Consider the following 20,222-nt stretch of genomic DNA (forward strand, 5'->3'; position numbering starts at 1 on the left):
TGCGAGGGCGTTGTTTGCAGCAAGCGGTATGCGATGCTTACATGGTGCGGAAGTTCATGCCCACCATGATGCGGCGCCCGGAGTAGGCGTAATCCAGGATGTTGGGCGTGCCGTTCGCGAACGGCGCGAAGCTACCCTGGCTGTTGGTGGTGGTGGCGTTACCCAGGTTACGGCCCTCGACAAACACCTCCAGGTTCGGCATCAGCTTGTACGCCACCTTCGCATCGATGAAGCGGGTGGTGTCGCGGAAGTTCGGCGAACCCGGGTTGTAGGGGAAACGCGTCAACTGCACGCCCAGGGCCGGGTAGTTCTGGATTGCCCCTTGCTGGGTGCAACCGGCGATGCAGCTGAAGGAAGCGGCGACCGCCTGCACTGCCACGCGACCCGAGAGGCGTCCATCGTCGTACCAGAGGGCGTAGTTATATGAATACTTGGACTCGCGCTGCGGCGGCAGCGGCACCCCGGTCAGCAGGTCGACCGCGTTCTGCGTGGTGGTCACCGAACGCAACTTGGTGGCGTTGGCATCGAAGCCGGTATAGCGCAGGCGCCATGGCAGGAAGGTGAATGCGGTTTTCGCGCCCAGTTCCAGTCCCTTGCGGGTGGTGGCGGCGCCGTTCACCCACATCGAATAATCGAAGGGCAGCGCGCCCAGGTCGACGCCAGTGGCCGGATCGATCAGGCTCGAACCCGCAAACAGCGGGATGCTGTTCACGCCCTGGCTGATCCCGGGACCGATCTTGCCCCGCTGCTTGAACACGGCAACCGTCAGCATGGTGTCGCGGTTCGGGTAATACTCGACGCTGAGGTTCTGGTTGAAGTTCTGCTGCGCCTGCAGGGCCGGGTTGCCGAGGGTACCCGAGCAGCGCTGCGTGCCAGGCTGGTCGCCGTCGGCGGTGCGCTCGTCATACGTGCAGGTTCCCGACGGCAGCAAGTTGGCTACCGGCGGGCGCGCCACCGTCTTGGCGCCGCTGTAGCGCAGCACCAGCTGGTCGGGCATCAGCCACGCGGCCAGGTTCAGGCTCGGCAGGATATCGTCGGCCTTGGCGTTGACAGCCGTGTTCTGCACGAAGGTGTTGGTCACCGTGCCGCCGACCGCATTCGGCACGAGCGGATCGAAGTCGGCCGTTTTGGCAATCGAGACGAGCGTCATCAGGCCGCTGCCGCTGACCTTGGTGCGCACGTAGCGCACGCCGATATTGCCGTCCAGGGCGAAGTTGAACGGCAAGGCGCGGTTGGTGAAGGGGAAGCGATCGATGGAGAAGTCTCCCATCAGGTAGAACGCTTCGGAGCGCTCGCGCAGTTCCTGCTTCGGCTGGGCGTAGAGCACGCCATCGTTGCCGACGCATTCCTTGACGCAGTCATAATTGGTATTGCGCGCGTTGACCAGCGCGAACAGTTTGTCCACATCGAGCTGGGTCCAGTTGTTCAGCAGTGCGTCCGGACGGCCCTTGGCGCCGTCGAAGAAGCGGGTCGAGGTAGCCTGCCCGTTCAGCCCTGCCGCCACCAGGTCCTGCCACTGCTGGGCGTTGAGCGTCACGGTGCCGTTGTTGGCCAGGCGCGGATCGGGACTGATCACATAGCCGTATTCGCAGGCCTTGCCCCCCGTGGCCAGGGAACCGGGCGTATTCTCGCACCCCTGCACCAGGGTGCGGGCGATCGGTGTCGGAATCACGATCGGCGCCTGGTAGCCCGGCTGGCCGAAGGTGCCGACGGCGGCCTTGCGGATGATGCCGGCGCTGTTGCCGTCACCCGGGTTCCAGTTGTCCAGCCCGTTCTTGCGCAGGATGAAGCCGGCCTTGACGCGCGAAAGGAAGGGCACCGATTCCGGCATCGCGTAAGCGAGATCGAGCTTGGCGGTCTGCTCGAAGGTTTCGCGAATCTGCGGATTCCAGAATGCCTCGGTGCGCGGGTTGCCGGGCGTGAGCAAGGGTTGCTGGGCGATCGTGTAGGCCGGGATCGCGCGCGTGTTCAGCGGTCCAGCCGCCACCGCGCTGCTGTTCGACGCAGCCGGGAACAGGCGTGCGTACTGCGCCGGGTCGGACTGGTCGAAGCTCGAGCCCGGGAACGAGTAGCCCCACAGGCCGTTCGGCAGCACTTCCATCGTGGCCGGGCCGTAGAAGTTGCTGAAGCTGATGCGCCGCTGGGCGCGGCGGAAGTCGGAACGGGCATCGGCGACGAAGAAGTCGGCGGTCAGGTTATCGCGCTTGTAGGTGCCGCCCAGCTGCAGGTACTTGGCGTTGACCTGGCCGCGGTCGCGCAACTGGTCGGTGGTGGCGGCGCCGTCGCTGATGGTGTATTTGGTCAGGTGGTGGTTCGAGTCGACTACCACCGAGGCGGGATCGATGTTGATCGCCATGCCCGGATACGGATAACCGTTGTTGCGTACGGTCGGGGTGTCATACGTATAGTAGCCCGAGCCCGGCACCGCTTCGCGCGTGCCGATCGTGTTGTTGTCGACGAACGCGCGGCCGACGTAGGCCGGGCTGATCACGATGCCCGGGTTGGTCGCGATGTTGCCCAGCGCGTAGGTCAGCTGGTGCATGTCGATCTTGCGCCGGTTGTAGCTGCCCTTGGCGAATACCTTCAGGTCGTTGTTGACCTTGAAGTCGGCGCGCAGGTCCAGGTTCTGGCGCTTGTCGAGCTCGCGCTTGACGAAGTAGCGCGGGCCGGACGGGGTGTAGTCGTTCCACTGGTTCAGGCAGGTGGACAGTTCGTTGCCGCGCTGGGTGTAGGCGTTCGCGCGGCCAGCCGATGCCATCGCATTGATCTGGGCCGTGGTGAGCGCAGGGAACGCGGCACGGCAATCGGCCTTGGTTTGCGCGGCGGCCGAACGGGTCAATACTTCCAGCGGGCTGGCAAAGTTGAACATCCCGCCCGCGCTCAGCGGCGTCTGCAGCAATGGCTGGTTCACGCTCGAATCGGCCATGTTCAGCGTGCCGGGCATGAAGGTGAAGGTCTTCTCGGGCGAATGGTCGAAATCGGCCGTCCGGTAATAGCCCTGCAGCGCCGAGAACGCCGTCTGCACCGAGTGCGACTGGTTGCTGAGCGTGGTGCTCGACGCGTTCAGGATCAGGCCGAGACGGCCGTCGAGGAACTTGTCGGCCAATACGACGTTGGTGTCGGGCGTCCACTTCTTGTCGAGCGAACCTTGCGCGGCACCGACGCGCAGCGAAGCATAGGGCTTCTTGAAATCGAGGCCGGTACGGGTCTTGATGATGATGCCGCCGCCGAGCGAACCCTCGGTCATGTCGGCGGTCGAGCCCTTGACCACGTCCACGCTCTTGATCAGGTCGGCCGACAGCTGGCGAAATTCGCTCGCGCGGCCGCTGGCGCCGCTGGTGGCGCCCATGTCGGCGCCGCCGGCCGACTGCACGCCCTGCCCGTCGAGTTCGACCCGCGTCAGGTCGGCGGAGTTGCCGCGTACCGCAACGCTGACACCTTCGCCGTATTCACCGCGGTCCAGCGCCACGCCGGACATGCGCGAAATCGCTTCGCCGATATTCCGGTCCGGCAGCGAGCCGACGTCCTCGGCGACGATCGAATCCATCGCCGTCGCTGCGTTCTTCTTGCGGTCAATGCCCGATTGCTGCGAAGCCCGGGTCGCGACCACTTTCACCGTCTGGATCGTGGCTTCCTCGGCCGCAGGGGCATCCTTTCCCTCGGCAGGCCTCTCCTGGGCGACTGCCATGTTGCCGGCCACTAGCGATGCCAGGGCCAGCGCTACCGAATAACTCAAACGATTTGGCCGCAGTGGGCCCCCCGCCATATGTCGCATGTCTGTCTCCAAAATTATTCTTAATTCTGTTTTCGTCGAATCGGCGAGCGTCGTCGGGCCAGCCTCGTAAATATTGTGCTTCGTTGCACTCTTGCGCGGCAATTGCGAAAACAACCAACCGGACACCGATTTTTCACAAGGGCGCGGGGCCTGCGACAACCGAAAAAAACACACGCCCGCTTGGCGGTTTTCGCAATTGCGGCGCGGCCCGACTGCACGCAGAATGCCCACGGCGCGCACGGTCGACTGCCCTTTCAAACCACCTTCCAAGGACACCCATGAAAGCATCTACCGCATCGATTGGCGCGCTCGCCCTCCTGCTATCCCACGCCGTGGCCGCCGAGCGCATCATCGTCGTGGCCGCGGATGGCAGCGGCGACGTGCGCACCGTGCAGGAGGCATTTGCCGCGGTGCCGGACAATAGTCCGGAGCGCACCGTCATCCACATCAAGCCGGGCACCTACGACGGCCAGAAGATCCTTGCAAGGGAGAAGCGCAACGTCACGCTGCGCGGCGAACAGGCGGCGACCACCATCCTCACCTGGCACATCAACACCAATGAAGAACAGCCGCCCGGCACCCATCCGCGCCACAAGGGAACCGCGCTGGTGGTGCTGGCGGACGACTTCCGGGCGGAGCAGCTGACCTTCCAGAACACCTCCGGAGATCACGGCCAGGCCCTGGCCCTGCGCATCGACGCCGACCGCGCGGTGGTCACCAACAGCCGCCTGCTCGGCTGGCAGGACACCGTCATGCTCAACAACGGCCGTCACTTTTTCCGGGACACGTATATCGAAGAGCGCGTCGACTTCATCTACGGCAGCGCGACGGCGGTATTCGAGCGATGCGAAATCAGGAGCAAGAACGGCGGCTACGTGACCGCCGCCAGCACGCCGCCAGAGCGCGAATACGGCTTCGTCTTCATCGACAGCCGATTGACCGGCGATCCGGCGCCGTGGGTCGACCCGACCGGCAAGATCCCGGCAAAAGCGCCAGCCAGCGCACCACAGGCCTATCTGGGCCGGCCATGGCGGCCATATGGCAGCGTCACCTTCGTCAATACCGACATGGGCGCCCACATCCATCCTGCCGGCTGGGACACTTGGCGCAATGCGGCCAACGAGAAGACGGCGCGCTATGCGGAATACATGAGCCGCGGCCCCGGGGCCAACCGGTCCGCGCGGGTCGCCTGGTCGCGGCAGTTGAGCGCAAGCGAGGCCGGGCAATTCACCGCCGCCAGGATCCTGGGCGGGACCGACGGCTGGCGCCCGCAATGAGCGCCCGGCCAGGTGGTGACCTGGAACCCACAACAAGCGATCTGGAGACTCCCATGACCCGGTCCGTCCCACCGAACCACAAACGCCGCAGCCTGATGCTGGGCGTGGGCAGCCTGGCGGCGCTGCCGTCCCTGCGGGCGCTTGCCATGGATAGCGCGCCCGGCGCGCAAGCGCCCCGCCCTGCCAACCTGCTGTGGTACCGCCAGAGCGCCGCCCGCTGGGAGGAGGCTCTGCCGCTGGGCAATGGCCGGCTGGGCGCGATGGTGTTTGGCCGCGTGGGCCAGGAACGCCTGCAGCTCAATGAAGACACCCTGTGGGCCGGCGCGCCCTACTCCCCCGACAATCCCGATGCGCTGGCTACCCTGCCGAAGGCGCGCGCACTGCTCGCGCAAGGCAAATATGCCGAGGCGACCGAGCTTGCCAACGCCAGCATCATGGCAAAGCCGCTGCGCCAGATGTCGTATGGCACCCTGGGCGACCTGTTGCTGACGATGACGGACGCGCAGGCTCCAAGCGACTACGAGCGCTCGCTCGACCTGGCCAGCGCCGTGGCGCAGACGCGCTACCGCACGCCGCTGGGCGCCTTCCAGCGCGAGAGCTTCATCTCGACTCCCGACCAGGTGATCGTCCTGCACCTGAAGGCCCCCAGGGGCATGCTGGGCTTCGAGCTCGCGTGGCGCGCGCCGCGCCAAGTGAAATACGCGGCATCGAACGACCCGGGCCTTGCCACCGACCTGGCCGCGGCCGCGCCGGCCGACTGGCTGCAGCGCGAGGAAGCCGCTGTCCGGCCTGTCAATGCGCTCCCCGCCGGGGCGAGCATTGAGCCCGACGGCGCCGGCGCGATCCTGATCACCGGCCAAAACGAAGCCATGCACGGCGTCGCGGCGGGCCTGCGCTTTGCACTGCGCGTCCAGGTGATCGGCGACGGACGCCTCGCGTACGCCGATGGCCGCCTCAGCCTGCTGGGAGCGAGCGAAGCCAGGCTGCTGATCGGCGCGGCGACGAGCTATGTCAGTTACCGCGACGTCAGCGCCGATCCGGTGGCGATCGTCCGGGGCCAGATGGCGCGCGCGGCCGCGAAACCGTATGCGGCGCTCAAGCGCGATCATGTGCGCGAGCACGCGCGCCTGTTTTCACGCATGTCGATCGACCTGGGCAGCAGCCCAGGCGCCGCGCTGCCGACCGACGAGCGCATCGCCGCTGTCGGCAAGCAGGCCGATCCAGCACTCGACGCGCTCTACCTGCAGTACGCACGCTACCTGCTGATCGCCTGCTCGCGGCGCGGCACCCAGCCGGCCAACCTGCAGGGCATCTGGAACGAGAGCACCAATCCGCCCTGGGGCGGCAAGTACACAATCAATATCAACACCCAGATGAACTACTGGCCCGCCGACGCGGCCGGCCTGGGCGAGTGCGTCGAGCCGCTGCTGCGCATGGTCGAGGACCTGGCGCAGACCGGCGCGCGCACCGCGCGCACGATGTACGGCGCGCGCGGCTGGGTAGCGCACTACAACACCGACCTGTGGCGTGCCGCCGCGCCCATCGACGGCGCCAAGTTCGGCCTCTGGCCCTGCGGCGGGGCCTGGCTGTGCAACACGCTGTGGGACCATTACGACTACAGCCGCGACGAGGCGACCCTGCGCCGCCTGTATCCGCTCATGCGCGGCGCCGCCCAGTTCTTTCTCGACACCCTGGTCGAGGACCCGCAGGGACGCGGCCTGGTCACATCGCCATCGCTGTCGCCGGAAAACAGCCATGGGTTCGGCTCATCACTCGCCGCCGGGCCGGCCATGGACCGCCAGATCGTGCGCGACCTGTTCGCCCATACGCTGGCGGCGGGCCGCTTGCTGCGGCAGGACACCGCGCTGCTCGAACAGGTCGCCGCTGCCCGGGCGCGGCTGGCGCCGGACCGCATCGGCGCCCAAGGCCAGTTACAGGAATGGCTGGAGGACTGGGATGGGAGTGCGCCCGACCCGCACCACCGCCACGTGTCGCACCTGTACGCGGTCTATCCGAGCAGCCAGGTCAATGTGCGCGACACGCCGGACCTGGTGCGGGCGGCACGCGCCTCGCTCACCCGGCGCGGCGACTTTGCCACCGGCTGGGGTACCGCCTGGCGTCTGTGCCTGTGGGCGCGCATGGGCGACGGCGAGCATGCGTACTCGGTGCTGAAAGGATTGACCGGACCCATGCGCACCTATCCCAACATGTTCGACGCGCACCCGCCCTTCCAGATCGACGGCAACTTCGGCGGCGCGGCCGGCATCATGGAGATGCTGCTGCAGTCCTGGGGCGGCGAGGTGCTGCTGTTGCCGGCGCTGCCGTCCGCCTGGCCCACGGGGAGCGTGCGCGGTATCCGCGCGCGCGGCGGCCTGGCCCTCGACCTGCACTGGCGTGCCGGCCGGCTCGCTTCAGTGCGCATCCAGGGCCAGCCCTGGACCCGTGTCCGTCTTCGCTACCAGGGCAAGCTGTTTGTCGTGGCGCTCGATCGCAAGGGCGCCTTCGCCGGAAACAGCCCCTTCCCGGATTCCACCGCCTGATTTGCCAGGACTGGCCTGCGACCGGCGGCGCAGGCACCACACAAGACCAACATTCGAGACCTACAGGACCCCTATGTCATTTTTCGCTTCCACCTCACTGACCATCCCGCTGGCCTGCGTCCTTCTGTGTGCGTCGGCCGGCAGCCGCGCCGACGCCCCGCCGGCCTTCCGCAATACCGCGCTCGCACCTGAAGAGCGCGCCCGCGACCTCGTATCGCGCATGACGCTGCAGGAAAAAGCCGAGCAGATGCAGGACAATGCGCCGGCCATCGAACGGATCGGGTTGAAACGCTACGGCTGGTGGAACGAAGTCCTGCATGGCGTGGCGCGCGCCGGTAACGCGACCGTGTTCCCGCAGGCGATCGGACTGGCGGCGACCTGGGACACGGTGCTGATGCAGCAAATTGCCGACGCCATCGCCATCGAAGGCCGGGCCAACTACAATGCTGCATTGAAGCGCGACTCGAAAGGCACAAGCCGCTATTTCGGCGTCAACTACTGGACGCCGAACATCAACATCTTCCGCGACCCCCGCTGGGGCCGTGGCCAGGAAACCTATGGCGAAGACCCGCTGCTGGCCGGCCAGTTGGGCGTGGCCTTCATCCGCGGCATCCAGGGCGACGACCCGCGCCTGTTCAAGGGCATTGCCACGCCCAAGCACTTCGTGGTCCACTCCGGCCCCGAGCCGCAGCGCCACAGCTTCAACGTGAACGTCTCGCCCTTCGACCTCGAGGACACCTACCTGCCGGCCTTCCGCAACGCCATCGTCGACGCCAGGGCGCATTCGCTCATGTGCGCCTACAACGCGGTCGACGGCATCCCGATGTGCGCCAGCCCCCTGATGCGGGACCGCCTGCGCGGCGACTGGGGCTTCAAGGGTTTCGTCGTGTCGGACTGCGATTCAGTCGGCGACCTGGTCACCGGCCACAAGACCTCGCCCGATATCGCCCACGCCTCCGCCACCGCCGTGCGCGCCGGAACCGACCTCGATTGCGGCAGGACCTATCTCGGGCTGCCGCCGGCGGTCGAACGTGGCCTGATCAAGGAGAGCGAGATCGACACGGCGCTCACGCGCCTGATGGTCGCGCGCATCCGCATGGGCCTGATCGACGGCAGCCCCCTCGACGCCGTGCCGCAGGATGCGATCAACTCCAGCGCCCACCGCGCGCTGGCCCTGAGCGCCGCGGAAAAAGCCATGGTCCTGCTGAAGAACAAAGGCGGCGTGCTGCCCCTGTCGGGCAGCGCGCGCATTGCCGTCATCGGCCCGAACGCGGCCCTGCTGCAGAGCCTGGAAGGCAACTACAACGGCACCATGGTCAGCCCCTCGCTGCCGGTCGACGGCCTGCGCGCGGCCTTCGGCGCGCAGCAGGTGAGCTACGCGGCCGGTGCGCCGCTGGCCGATGGCATGCGCATGCCGATTCCGGAAACCTACCTGCGGGTGGCCCCCGGCAGCGAGGAACGCGGCCTGCGCGGCGAATACTTCGACAACCTCACCTTTTCCGGCACGCCGCGCCTGACCCGTACCGATCCGGTCATCAATTTCAACTTCCAGCACAGCGCCCCGCCCGGTTTCACGCCCGGGAAATTCTCGGTGCGCTGGAGCGGCCTGATCACGCCGCCCACGCCCGGCACCTACGAGATTGGCTTTCGCATGACCGCGCGCAAGGACCGCCCCATCCCGAACATCAAGGTCTGGATCGACGACGAACTGGTGGTGACGCCGGAACTGGCCGGCATCAACGCCGCCAATACGGCGGTCTGCTCCGCCGGCAACTGCGAGCAGAAGAGCAACAAGATCACCTTCAACTTCGCCGATACGACGCCGCGCCGCGTGCGCATCGAATACGTGCGCTCGATGGACGACCGCGCCAGTGCGCTGGAATGGGTGACGCCGACCGATGCGCTGGTCGCGCCTGCCGTGGCGGCCGCCACGGGCAGCGACGTGGTGGTCGCTTTTGTGGGCCTGTCGCCCGACCTCGAGGGCGAATCGATGAAGGTCGACTATCCGGGCTTCCGCGGAGGCGACCGCATCACCCTGGCCCTGCCGGAAGCCCAGCGCCGCATGCTCGAGGCGGTGAAGGCCACCGGCAAGCCGCTGGTGGTGGTCTACCTGACCGGCGGCGCGATCTCCGATCCCTGGGTCGAGGCCAACGCCGACGCCCTGCTCCAGGCCTGGTATCCGGGCGAGGCCGCGGGTACCGCGCTGGCGCGCGTGTTGACCGGCAAGGTCAGCCCCGGCGGGCGCCTGCCTTATACCGTCTATCGCTCGGAAGCCGACCTGCCGCCCTTCGCCGACTACGCGATGACAAACCGCACCTACCGTTACTTCAAGGGACCGGTGCTGCATCCGTTCGGGCACGGCCTGAGCTACACGAGCTTCGCCTACGGCAAGCCAACATTGTCGGCCAGCCGCATCAAGGCCGGGCAAGCGTTGACGGCGAAGGTCACGGTGCACAATACGGGCGCGCGCGATGGCGACGAAGTGGTGCAGCTGTACCTGAGCAAGCCCGGGGACACGGCCAATCCGGTGCTGGCGGGCTTCCGCCGCATCCACCTGAAGGCAGGCGCCAGCCAGGCGGTGACGATCGGCCTCGACGCCCGGGCGCAGTCGCAGGTCGACCCCCAGGGCGTGCGCAAGGTGCGGCCCGGCGCCTACAAGCTCTACCTGGGCGGCGGCCAGCCGGCGTTCGTGAAATCGGCAGCGGCGACGCTGCACGTGGCCGGCCAGGCCGTGCTGCCTAAATAAAGACAGTTAGTTGCGCCGAGGCATCAGAACCTGTGTGTCAACATAGTGAAATTCACCAGCTGCCGTTATAATTTTTGCCACGCCCGTCATTTTTGGTCGAGCCACATCTACACTGGCCCGACCAAAATGACCTTTACGAGGCGGAAAATGGAGACACAGGCACACCGGTTCAACATAACACTTGGGCCGCGCAGGGCTAGCATGGGAATGCTGGCCGCGGCGGTATTCTTGCAAGGCTGCGGAGGGGGCGATGCGGGCACCCCAAGCGCCAGTCCGGCAATCGCGACGGCCAGTACGGTCGTCGCCCAGCCGGTAGCGGTATCGGTTTCCCCTGCGGCTGCACCTACCGCGCAGGCAAACCTGGTCAGCGGCTGGGCATCGCAAGGCGAAGGCACCACCGGCGGCGCGGGCGCCCCGGCCAGCAACACCTACGTCGTGCGCAACTGGGCCGAGCTGAAGGACGCCCTGAAGAACGTGAACAGCCCGACCTACGCGACTAGTCCCGCCGCGGCCAAGCTGGAGCCGAAGATCATCCAGATGAGCGGCACGATCTACGGCACGGACATCGGTAATGGCATCCTGGCCGACGAGGCATACTACAAGTCGCGCAACGCCACCGCAGCCAAATGGGACTGGTACCTGTACCTGCAAAGCCTGGACAGGGACTTCATGGCCGACCTGAACGCCAGGGTCGCCGCGGGCGACGCGGCGGCCATCGTCACCAGGGCCAGGATCTCCGCCCTGAGCTCCGCGAAGAGCACGCTGCGTAACATCCAGAAGGAGCAGATCCAGGCCATCGTTCCGTCCAACACGACAATCGTCGGCGTGGGACGCGATGCCAAACTGATCGACGGCTACTTCTCGATCAACGCCAGCAAGAACATCATCATCCGCAACCTCGAGCTGGAGGCGCCGCGCGACCTGACCGCCGACTGGAACGGGAAAGAGTGGAACGCAAGGTACAAGGCCATTTCGGTCGTCACCGGCAAGCAGCTGTGGTTCGACCACCTCACGCTGAGCGACGGCAGCTATCCCGATTCGGCCGAAGTCGTAACCATCAACGGCGTTACCAGCCGGGTCCAGCGCCACGACGGCCTGATCGACATGGAAGACAGTACGGATTACGTGACGATCTCGTACAACATCTTCAAGAACCACGACAAGACCAACATGGTTGGCGGTTCGGGCGACCAGAACGGCCACAAGGAGCGTGCCTTCAACCGCCTCACGTTCAGCAACAACATCTGGGAAAACACGACGCAGCGAGCCCCCCGCGCCCGCTTCGGCCGCATCCACCTCTACAACAATTACTACAAGGGCGATACGGCTGCCCAGGAGTACAAGCTCAGCTACTGGATCGGCATGGGCGCGGAATCGAAAATCCTGTCCGAGTCCAACGCGTTCGAGATCACCGGACCAGGCGCGTATGCATCGAAAGTGGTGTCGAACCTGAACGGTTACCAGTTCAAGGATGTCGGTTCGTGGATCAATGGCGTGCCGGCGTCAGCCGACATCGAGGCCGCCGCCAGGGCCGCGCTGGAAAAGAACTGGGCCAGCGCCAGTGCCGCTGCCGCCGCGAGCGGTTTTGCGATCGGTCCCTACACCAACGAGCTGGGCTGGGCCCCGACCTATCGCTATACGCCAGGACACTCGTTCGAGCAGGTGAAGGCGCATAACCTGGCGCACGCAGGAGCCGGCAAGGTGTCGATCGCCCCGCCTGCGATCGACGCCGGGCACCGTTCCCGTTAAGTATTTATCCAGGAAGACATGTGAAAAGAAGTCCCGTGCCGCAAGACATGGGACTTCTTTTTCTCTTCATCCTGAAGACCCGTTCGTCTCAGCAACGCCCCGACCGCGTCGCTACATCCCCCACACCGCCAGCGTCAGGATCGCCCCCTTGACGATCATCTGCCAGTAGCTGTCGACGTCCAGCATCGACATGCCGTTGTCCAGGCTGGCCATGACGAGTTCGCCGCCCGGGGCCGGGCCGCCTTACCGCGTGACCGTCTACACCACTGAAGGTGATGCGTGATTTACGGGCATCTCAGCAGTGTAATCTCAGGCGCTCGTATTTCCGCTTCAGGTTGAATGCCGCTACTCATGCACGGACTGGGCCTGAAAAATTTGACTATCGAAGGCTGGACAAGCAGCGGCGTGAGCAATCTTGCATGGCCGATTGTCAAGGCTTCCGGCATGGTGATATTGTTCAAAATCACAATATTATGGAGACGTCATGGGACAGCGAGACAAGTGGGCAATGACGCTTGTAGCGGCGGCCTGCGCGCTGCTCGCGACAGGAGCCACAGGGGCCCAGGAAGCCACGCAGAAAACCGTGAAGGAATGGCAGGACCTCGCCCAGGCCGACCTGGACGGGGTACATGAACTGATTCGTACGGCCCATCCGGGCGCGCTCGACAAACAGAACCCGGATTTCGTCCGCCTGATGGCCGCCGCCTACGAGGAGGCCCGGCGCGATGTCGCCCGCGTAACGGACTACGACTCGATGATGGCGGCCGTGCGCGGCTACGTCACCAGTTTTCGGGACGGCTACCTGGTGTACTCGGATAATGCGCGCCGTCCGCACTACACTATGAACAAGGAATGGGGTCAAAGGAATGGGGTCAGGTCTGACATTCAGACACGACCTCAACCAATTATCCGGGCCTGACCAATGGATGGCTACGAAGTCAGGCCACTAAGGTAGAGGCTGTGTCCGAACATCGGACCTGACCCCAGTTCTTGACCCTTATCCATCATATGCTTACGTCCGTTAAAAATACTTTGTCGAGGACGCAGAATCATCAATACAGGAGACGTGTCTTGTTTTCGCATATTTTCATAGGTGTCAAAGACTTCGAGCGAGCGTTTGACTTTTACGCGAAGTTAATGGAGATCCTTGGTAACACCCTTCGTTTCTGTGACCGGCAACGACCATGGGCAGGCTGGCAATCGCATCCCGCACCCCGCCCGCTGTTTCTCATCGGTGCGCCGTATGATGGAAATGGGCATGACGCCGGTAACGGGCAGATGGTGGCTTTCGCGGTAGAACACCGCGCAGCCGTCGATAGCGCATATCGGCTGGCTCTCGAGAGCGGCGGAACATCGGAAGGGGCCCCGGGTTTGCGGCTGGAATACCACGAGCACTACTACGCGTGCTACTTCAACGACCCTGAAGGCAACAAGCTTTGCATCGTCTGCCACAATCCGGAACCCTAGAACATCCGTATATGGACTCCTCCTTGCCTTGCGTCCGCCCACCCTGGCTCACGTACTGCAATCTGCCGCCGCCCCCGAACCGCGAACGCAAGCTTTTTGGGCGGCGCGGACCGCCCTGATTGCCGTCCGGCCTTGAAGCCCCGAAATGAATCAACGGGCCTTCGCCCTCACCGCCTTCCCGCCCTCGTCGCCACATCTCCCCACACCGCCAGCGTCAGGATCGCCCCCTTGACGATCATCTGCCAGTAGCTGTCCACGTCCAGCATCGACATCCCGTTATCCAGGCTGGCCATTACCAGCGCCCCGATCAGGGCGCCGTAGACCGTGCCCGAGCCGCCGCGCATGGAGGTGCCGCCGATGAAGCAGGCGGCGATCACGTCCAGCTCGACCGAGGTGCCGGCCGACGGCGAGCCGGCCGCCAGGCGCGCAGTGTTGATCAGGCCTGCCAGGGCGCACATGGTGCCCATGATCCCGAAGATCCACAGCTTGACCGCTTTCACGTTGACGCCCGACAGCCGGGTGGCTTCGGCATTGCTGCCCACGGCGTAGATGCGCCGCCCGAACACGGTCTGGGTGGCGACATAGCTGAACACGCCCAGAAGCAGCAAGAGCAGCAGGACCGGCAGGGGAATGCCCTCGTAGCTGTTGAAGGTGCGGACAAACGCAACCAGCACCACGCCGATGGCCAGCACGCGCGCGGCGGCCTGCCACGCAGGCCCTACCGGCAATCCGTGCAGGGCGCGGTTGACGCGTCCGCGCCAGGCCAGGAAGACGGCCAGGGCGAATAGTGCGACGCCAAGCGCGATGCCCAGCTGCGGCGGCAGGTAGCCCTGCGCCAGGTATTCCATCTCGGGCGACACCGGCGCGATCGTGGTGCCGCCGGTGATGCCGAGCACCACACCGCGGTAGGCCAGCATGCCGCCCAGGCCGACGATGAACGAGGGGATGCCCGCATAGGCGACCAGGTAGCCGTTGAACAGGCCCAGGAACAGGCCGCAGGCAAGCACCGCGACGATGGTAACCGGTAGCGGCAGCCCATGGCTGACGTCGAATACCGCGGCCGCGCCGCCCATCAGGCCGAGGAGCGAGCCGACCGACAGGTCTATTTCGCCGGCCACGATCACGAACACCATCGCGCAGGCCAGGATGCCGGTGATGGCCATCTGGCGCATCAGGTTCGACAGGTTGCGCGGCGAGATGAAGCCGCCTTCGGTATGCCACGAAAAGAAGGCCCAGATCAGGGCGATGGCAAACAGCAGCGCGAGGATCTTGTACTGCGTGAAGATCTTCTTGAAATTCATGCTGGATCGTGGTTCTCGTACTGGTGCGGATGCCTTTGCCGGCACCGCAGCGTTCAAGTTTGCACTCATGCGTGCGCCTCCTGATTCTGGTCCAGGGCCGCCGCCAGTACCTGCTCCTGGGTCAGCCCGTCATTGATGAAATTCCCGCGCAGCCTGCCCTCGCCCATGACCAGCACGCGGTCGGAAATGCCGAGCACTTCCTGCAGTTCGGACGAGACCATGATGATCGAGACGCCCTGGATGGCCAGCTCAAAAATCAGCTTGTAGATCTCGTACTTGGCGCCGACGTCGACGCCGCGCGTCGGCTCGTCGAGGATCAGCACCTGCGGCCGGGTCAGGAGCATCTTCGCGAGCACCGCCTTTTGCTGGTTGCCGCCGGACAGGCTGGTGATCGACAGCGCCGGGCTGGCGGTCTTCAGGCCAAGGCGCTCGATCTGGGCGTTCACCGCCACCAGTTCGGCGTCTTCGTCGATGCGGGAAAAGCGCGCAAAACTGCTCAGCACGGACAGGGTGATGTTCTGGCCGACGTCGAGGTCGCGCACGATGCCGTGCTGCTTGCGGTCTTCCGGCACCATCGCAAAACCGGCGGCAATGGCCTTGATTGGGGTGCTGGTATCGACCGGCCGGCCGCCCAGCAGCACTTCGGCGCGCGAGCGGCCGGGATAGGCGCCGAACAGGGTCGACACCAGCTCGGTGCGGCCTGCCCCCACCAGGCCGGCGATGCCCAGGATTTCTCCCTTGCGCAGGCTGAACGAGACGTCGTCGACGCGCTTTCTTTGCGGCGCATCGAGGTCGTAACAGGTGACGTTGCGCACCTCGAGGACCACCTCGCCGATCGGATGTTCCTGGCGCGGGTAGAGCTGATTCATCGCGCGCCCGACCATCTGCGCGATGATGCGGCCGGTATCGAGTTCGGCCATCGGCGTGGTGGCGATGTGGCGGCCATCGCGGATCACGCAGATGGTGTCGCAGATCGCAGCCACTTCGTCGAGCTTGTGCGAGATGTAGACGCAGGCCACGCCCTTGGCCTTCAGGCCGCGGATGATCTGCAGCAGCACCTCGATCTCGGACGCCGTCAGAGAGGCCGACGGTTCGTCGAGGATCAGCAGCCGGGCCTTTTTATTCAGCGCCTTGGCGATCTCGATCATCTGCTGGTGCCCGCCGCCGTAGCTCTTCACGGGCAGCGCCACGTTCAGCGCCGGCAGGCCGAGTTCGCGCAGCAGCTCGGCGGCGCGACGGTGCATGGCCGGGTAGTCCATGCGCCCGCCCGGCAGCGTGATCTCGTTACCGAGGAAGATGTTCTCGGTCACCGACAGCTCGGGCACCAGCATCAGTTCCTGGTGGATGATGACGATGCCGGCGGCTTCCGTTTCGCGGATCGATTGCGCCTGCAAGGGCTTGCCGTCGAAGCGGATGTCGCCCTCCCAGCTGCCGTGCGGGTAGACCGCCGACAGCACTTTCATCAGGGTCGACTTGCCGGCGCCGTTCTCGCCGCACAGGCCAACGCATTCGCCGGCCCGGATCCTGATGTCGATTCCATCCAGCGCCCGGATACCGCCGAAGGCCTTGACGATGCCCGTCATCTGGAGCAGATACTGGGACATGGCCGCCTATTTCCCCGCCAGCTGGGCCCGGGTGTAGAAGCCGTCCGTGACCAGCAGGTCGACGTTCGACTTGTTCAGCAGGATGGGTTTCAACAGCAGCGCGTTGACCTGCTTGTAGCCGTTGTGGTACTGGGCGTTGTAGGCCGGTTTTTCGTTGCGCACCAGCTGTACCGCCAGCCTGGCGGCGGAACCGGCGATGGTTTTCAGCGGTTTATACACCGTCATCGCCTGCGAACCGGCCGTCACGCGGCGCACCGCGGCGATGTCGGCATCCTGGCCCGACACCGGCACCCTGCCGGCCAGCTTCTGCGCCGCCAGCGCCTGGATCGCGCCGCCGGCGGTGGCGTCGTTCGAGGCGACGACCGCATCGATCCGGTTGGCGTTGGCCGTCAGCGCGTTCTCGACGATCGACATCGCCTCGGCCGGGCTCCAGTCCTTGACCCACTGCTTGCCGACGATCTTGATGTCGCCCTTGTCGACCAGCGGCTGCAGCACCGCCATCTGCCCTTCGCGCAGCAGCTTGGCGTTGTTGTCGGTCGGCGCGCCGCCCAGCAGGTAGTAATTGCCCTTCGGGCGGGCCGTCACCAGCGCCTGGGCCTGCATCTGCCCGACCGCCTTGTTGTCGAAGGAGACGTAGGCATCGACGTCGGCATTCAGGATCAGGCGGTCGTAGGAAATGACCTTGATCTTTGCCTTCTTCGCTTCGCGGATCGCGTTCGCCAGCACCGTGGCGTTGTAGGGCACGATCACCAGCGCGTCGACCCCGCGCGCGATCAGGTTCTCGATCTGGGCGATCTGCTTTTGCTCGCTGGCGTCGGCCGACTGCACGTACACCTTGGCGCCCAGCTGTCCGGCCGCGGCGACGAAATAGTCGCGGTCGCGCGCCCAGCGTTCAAGGCGCAGGTCGTCGATCGAGAAACCGATTTTCGGGTTGGCGGCGTCCGCGCTGGCCTGGCCGCTACCCAATGCCATCATGGCCGCGGCCAGTGCGATGCTCAATTGCTTTTTCATGCTGTCTCCATCTGTTTTATAGGCTTGTCTTACTAGTCGCCGGCGCGGCCGGCACGATCAGGCTGTCATGTTCATCTTGCCATACGTCAGTGGTTATGCCGCGGCATGTCGTGGCCAACGCCTCGGTAAGGGAGCGCCATCTCCATGCAGGCGCCGGTTTCGAGCTGGCCGACCGTGGCGCGGTACAGTTCCTGCCACGGTGTCTGGCTGGCCGGCACCGGCGGCGCCGGTTCCTGCTTGCGCCGCGCCAGGACCTCGTCGGCGAGCAGGACGTCGCAGCGGCCGGTATTCAGGTCGACGCGAATGGTGTCGCCGGTGCGCAACCAGGCCAGGCCGCCGCCGGCGGCGCTCTCGGGCGAGGCGTTCAGGATCGACGGGCTGTCCGAGGTGCCCGACTGGCGCCCGTCGCCCAGCGTCGGCAGCGTGAACACGCCCCGTTTCACCAGCGCGTCCGGCGGCTGCATGTTCACAACTTCGGCCGAGCCGGGCCAGCCCACGGGGCCGGCGCCGCGCATCACCAGCATGCACGATTCGTCGATCTCGAGCGCCGGGTCGTTGATGCGGGCGTGGTAATCGCCCGAACCATCGAACACGACCGCGCGGCACTCGAACACGTTTTCCATGCCGGGCCGGCTCAGGTAGCGGGCCCGGAAGGCCGGGCCGATCACGCTCGTTTTCATGATGGCGAAATCGAACAAATTTCCCGACAGGACCACGAAGCCCGCGTTCTCCTTGAGGGGCGCGGCGAAGGGCGCGATCATGTCGCGGTCCGTGCTGGCCTGTCCTTCGAGGTTGGCCGCCATGGCCCGCCCTGTCACTGTCGGGCGGTCGGCGCGCAGCTTGCCCGCCTGCAGCAGCTCCCACATCACGGCCGGCACGCCGCCGGCGCGGTGGAAGCGCTCGCCCAGGTATTTTCCGGCCGGCTGCATGTTCAGCAGCAGCGGCACTTCATGGCCATAGGTCATCCAGTCCGACGGTTCGAGTTCGACGCCCGCATGGCGCGCCATCGCCATCAGGTGCGGCTGGGCGTTGCTCGAGCCTCCGATGGCGGCGTTGACGACGATCGCATCGAGGAAAGCGTCGCGCGTCAGGATGGTCGAGGGACGCAGGTCCAGGTGCGCCATCTCGACGATCCGGCGCCCGGTCTCGTAGGCCATCTGGCCGCGCTCACGGTAGGGAGCGGGAATGGCCGAGCAGCCGGTCAGCGACATGCCCAGCGCCTCGGCCATCGCGTTCATCGTCGAGGCCGTGCCCATGGTGTTGCAGTGGCCTGCCGAGGGTGCCGAGGCCGCCGCGATCTGCAGGAACTTGTCGTTGTCGATCTCGCCGGCGGCGAGCTTGCGGCGGCCGTGCCAGATGGCGGTGCCGGAGCCGGCCAGCTCGCCCTCGAACCAGCCGTCGAGCATCGGTCCGCCGGACAGGACGATGGCCGGGATGTCGACGGTGGCCGCCGCCATCAACTGGGCCGGCGTGGTCTTGTCGCAGCCGGTGGTGAGCACGACCGCGTCGATCGGGTAGCCATGCAAAATTTCGACCAGGCCCAGGTAGGCGAGGTTGCGGTCGAGTGCCGCGGTCGGGCGGCGGCAGTTTTCAAAAATCGGGTGCAGCGGGAATTCCATCGGGATGCCGCCGGCGTCGCGGATGCCGTCGCGCACGCGCTTGGCCAGCTCCAGGTGGATCCGGTTGCACGGGCTGATGTCGCTGCCGCTCTGGGCGATGCCGATGATCGGGCGGCCCGAACGCAGCTCCTCGGCCGTGATCCCGTAGTTCATGAAGCGCTCGAGGTAGAGCGCCGTCATGTCGATGTGGTCGGGATTGTCGAACCAGTCCTGCGAGCGGAAACGGCGCTGGGGTTCGAGCGCCTGTGGCTGTTGCGTGGTCAAGCGAATACCTCTTTCGATACGTGGTGTTGCGGCAGGCCCGGCACCGCAACACGGAAGGTGAACAGGTTGCCGGCCAGCGGCTGCTCCGCCAGCTGGGCGGGCGTCAGGCCCTTGCGCGCGGTGGTGACGTAGGCGGTGCGCAGGTCGTCGCCGCCAAAGGCGAGCTTGGTGATGTTCGAGCACGGGAAGGCGACGCTGCCGGCCAGGCTGCCGTCCGGCCGGAAGCGATCAATGCGCGCGCCGCCGAACAGCGCGATCCACACATGGCCCTCGCTGTCGACCGCCATGCCGTCCGGATGGCCATGGCCGCTGAATTCGGCGAACAGGCGCTTTTCCTTCAGGCTGCCATCCGGCGCCAGGTCGAAGGCCCAGGTGCGCTTGGCGAGGGTGTCGGTATGGTACAGGGTGGTGCCGTCCGGGCTGGCGGCGGGGCCGTTGGTGATGATGTAGCCTTCGTCCATCCGCTTCAGGCCGTCCCGCCCGAGGCGGTACAGCGCGCCGGAAGGCGCGGCTTGGGCATCGTCCATCGAGCCGAACCAGAGGGCGCCGCCGGCATCGGCATAACCGTCGTTCAGGCGGTTGCCGGGCTGCTGCGCCTCGACCGGCAGCAGGCGCGTGAAGGCGCCGCTCGCTTCGTCGAGGCGGTACAGGCCGCCCTGCACGCCGCAGACCAGCCCACCACCTTCGATCGGGAGCGCGAAGCCGACCTGCCCCGGCGCGTCCCAGCTGCGGCGCTCGCTGCCGTCGAAGGCGCAGCGGTGCACGCGCTTGCCCTTGATGTCGACGAAATACACCGAGCGGGTCGGCGCATGCCACAGCGCGCCCTCGCCCAGCATGGCGCCGACGTCCCAGATCGATTCGGGCTGGTG

At 65.8% G+C, this 20,222-nt stretch carries 12 protein-coding genes and 1 pseudogene; 6 read left to right on the forward strand and 7 right to left on the reverse strand.

What is annotated here, in order from left to right; all coding sequences use genetic code 11:
- Positions 1–37 precede the first annotated feature (37 nt).
- Positions 38–3,736: a TonB-dependent receptor gene (locus ACFPN5_RS24765; RefSeq protein WP_379786515.1), complete on the reverse strand. Its 3,699-nt coding sequence runs from the start codon at positions 3,734–3,736 to the stop codon at positions 38–40.
- 317 nt (positions 3,737–4,053) lie between these two features.
- On the opposite strand from ACFPN5_RS24765, the gene ACFPN5_RS24770 reads away from it, so the two are divergent.
- From ACFPN5_RS24770 to ACFPN5_RS24785, 4 genes are all read left to right on the forward strand, one after another.
- Entirely contained in the window at positions 4,054–5,052 is a 999-nt protein-coding gene (locus tag ACFPN5_RS24770) for a pectinesterase family protein (RefSeq protein ID WP_379786516.1), read from the forward strand.
- 53 nt (positions 5,053–5,105) lie between these two features.
- Positions 5,106–7,592, forward strand: a complete 2,487-nt coding sequence (locus tag ACFPN5_RS24775; RefSeq protein ID WP_379786517.1) for a glycosyl hydrolase family 95 catalytic domain-containing protein — start codon at positions 5,106–5,108, stop codon at positions 7,590–7,592.
- A 73-nt stretch (positions 7,593–7,665) separates the two neighbouring features.
- On the forward strand, positions 7,666–10,338 hold the full coding sequence (locus ACFPN5_RS24780) for a glycoside hydrolase family 3 C-terminal domain-containing protein (RefSeq protein WP_379786518.1): 2,673 nt from the start codon (positions 7,666–7,668) through the stop codon (positions 10,336–10,338).
- A gap of 201 nt (positions 10,339–10,539) precedes the next feature.
- On the forward strand, positions 10,540–12,087 hold the full coding sequence (locus ACFPN5_RS24785; RefSeq protein ID WP_379786519.1) for a pectate lyase family protein: 1,548 nt from the start codon (positions 10,540–10,542) through the stop codon (positions 12,085–12,087).
- A gap of 88 nt (positions 12,088–12,175) precedes the next feature.
- Here ACFPN5_RS24785 and ACFPN5_RS24790 read toward each other — a convergent pair.
- Positions 12,176–12,312: pseudogene (locus ACFPN5_RS24790) on the reverse strand (sugar ABC transporter permease); the annotation flags it as partial.
- A gap of 259 nt (positions 12,313–12,571) precedes the next feature.
- Here ACFPN5_RS24790 and ACFPN5_RS24795 point away from each other — a divergent pair.
- The gene (locus ACFPN5_RS24795; RefSeq protein ID WP_379786520.1) at positions 12,572–13,006 is read left to right on the forward strand and encodes a hypothetical protein; all 435 of its coding nucleotides are present in this window, start codon (positions 12,572–12,574) and stop codon (positions 13,004–13,006) included.
- A gap of 152 nt (positions 13,007–13,158) precedes the next feature.
- Positions 13,159–13,554 (forward strand): VOC family protein, encoded by a 396-nt coding sequence (locus ACFPN5_RS24800; protein WP_379786521.1) that lies wholly within the window; start codon positions 13,159–13,161, stop codon positions 13,552–13,554.
- 167 nt (positions 13,555–13,721) lie between these two features.
- On the opposite strand, the gene ACFPN5_RS24805 is transcribed toward ACFPN5_RS24800, so the two are convergent.
- From ACFPN5_RS24805 to ACFPN5_RS24825, 5 genes are all read right to left on the reverse strand, one after another.
- Positions 13,722–14,924, reverse strand: a complete 1,203-nt coding sequence (locus tag ACFPN5_RS24805) for a sugar ABC transporter permease (protein ID WP_379786522.1) — start codon at positions 14,922–14,924, stop codon at positions 13,722–13,724.
- A complete protein-coding gene (gene xylG / locus ACFPN5_RS24810) occupies positions 14,921–16,459 on the reverse strand; it encodes a D-xylose ABC transporter ATP-binding protein (protein WP_379786523.1) in 1,539 nt (512 codons plus the stop codon). Before xylG ends, ACFPN5_RS24805 begins: the two co-directional genes overlap by 4 nt.
- A 6-nt stretch (positions 16,460–16,465) precedes the next feature.
- Positions 16,466–17,470: a D-xylose ABC transporter substrate-binding protein gene (gene xylF / locus ACFPN5_RS24815; RefSeq protein WP_379786524.1), complete on the reverse strand. Its 1,005-nt coding sequence runs from the start codon at positions 17,468–17,470 to the stop codon at positions 16,466–16,468.
- Positions 17,471–17,556: 86 nt separating this feature from the next.
- Positions 17,557–19,353, reverse strand: coding sequence for an IlvD/Edd family dehydratase (locus ACFPN5_RS24820; RefSeq protein ID WP_379786525.1), 1,797 nt, complete (start codon positions 19,351–19,353; stop codon positions 17,557–17,559).
- Positions 19,350–20,189: an SMP-30/gluconolactonase/LRE family protein gene (locus ACFPN5_RS24825; protein ID WP_379786610.1), complete on the reverse strand. Its 840-nt coding sequence runs from the start codon at positions 20,187–20,189 to the stop codon at positions 19,350–19,352. Before ACFPN5_RS24825 ends, ACFPN5_RS24820 begins: the two co-directional genes overlap by 4 nt.
- Positions 20,190–20,222: the final 33 nt, after the last annotated feature.

It is taken from the genome of Massilia niabensis, from assembly GCF_042655085.1.
GTDB lineage: Bacteria > Pseudomonadota > Gammaproteobacteria > Burkholderiales > Burkholderiaceae_D > Telluria > Telluria niabensis.

Bases quoted from the DNA above. Each gene is read 5' to 3' on its own strand.
- ACFPN5_RS24770 (WP_379786516.1), top strand. From the start codon at position 4,054: ATGAAAGCATCTACCGCATCGATTGGCGCGCTCGCCCTCCTGCTATCC.
- ACFPN5_RS24775 (WP_379786517.1), top strand. From the start codon at position 5,106: ATGACCCGGTCCGTCCCACCGAACCACAAACGCCGCAGCCTGATGCTG.
- ACFPN5_RS24780 (WP_379786518.1), top strand. From the start codon at position 7,666: ATGTCATTTTTCGCTTCCACCTCACTGACCATCCCGCTGGCCTGCGTC.
- ACFPN5_RS24785 (WP_379786519.1), top strand. From the start codon at position 10,540: ATGGGAATGCTGGCCGCGGCGGTATTCTTGCAAGGCTGCGGAGGGGGC.
- ACFPN5_RS24795 (WP_379786520.1), top strand. From the start codon at position 12,572: ATGGGACAGCGAGACAAGTGGGCAATGACGCTTGTAGCGGCGGCCTGC.
- ACFPN5_RS24805 (WP_379786522.1), bottom strand. From the start codon at position 14,924: ATGAGTGCAAACTTGAACGCTGCGGTGCCGGCAAAGGCATCCGCACCA.
- xylG (WP_379786523.1), bottom strand. From the start codon at position 16,459: ATGTCCCAGTATCTGCTCCAGATGACGGGCATCGTCAAGGCCTTCGGC.
- xylF (WP_379786524.1), bottom strand. From the start codon at position 17,470: ATGAAAAAGCAATTGAGCATCGCACTGGCCGCGGCCATGATGGCATTG.
- ACFPN5_RS24825 (WP_379786610.1), bottom strand. From the start codon at position 20,189: ATGCTGGGCGAGGGCGCGCTGTGGCATGCGCCGACCCGCTCGGTGTAT.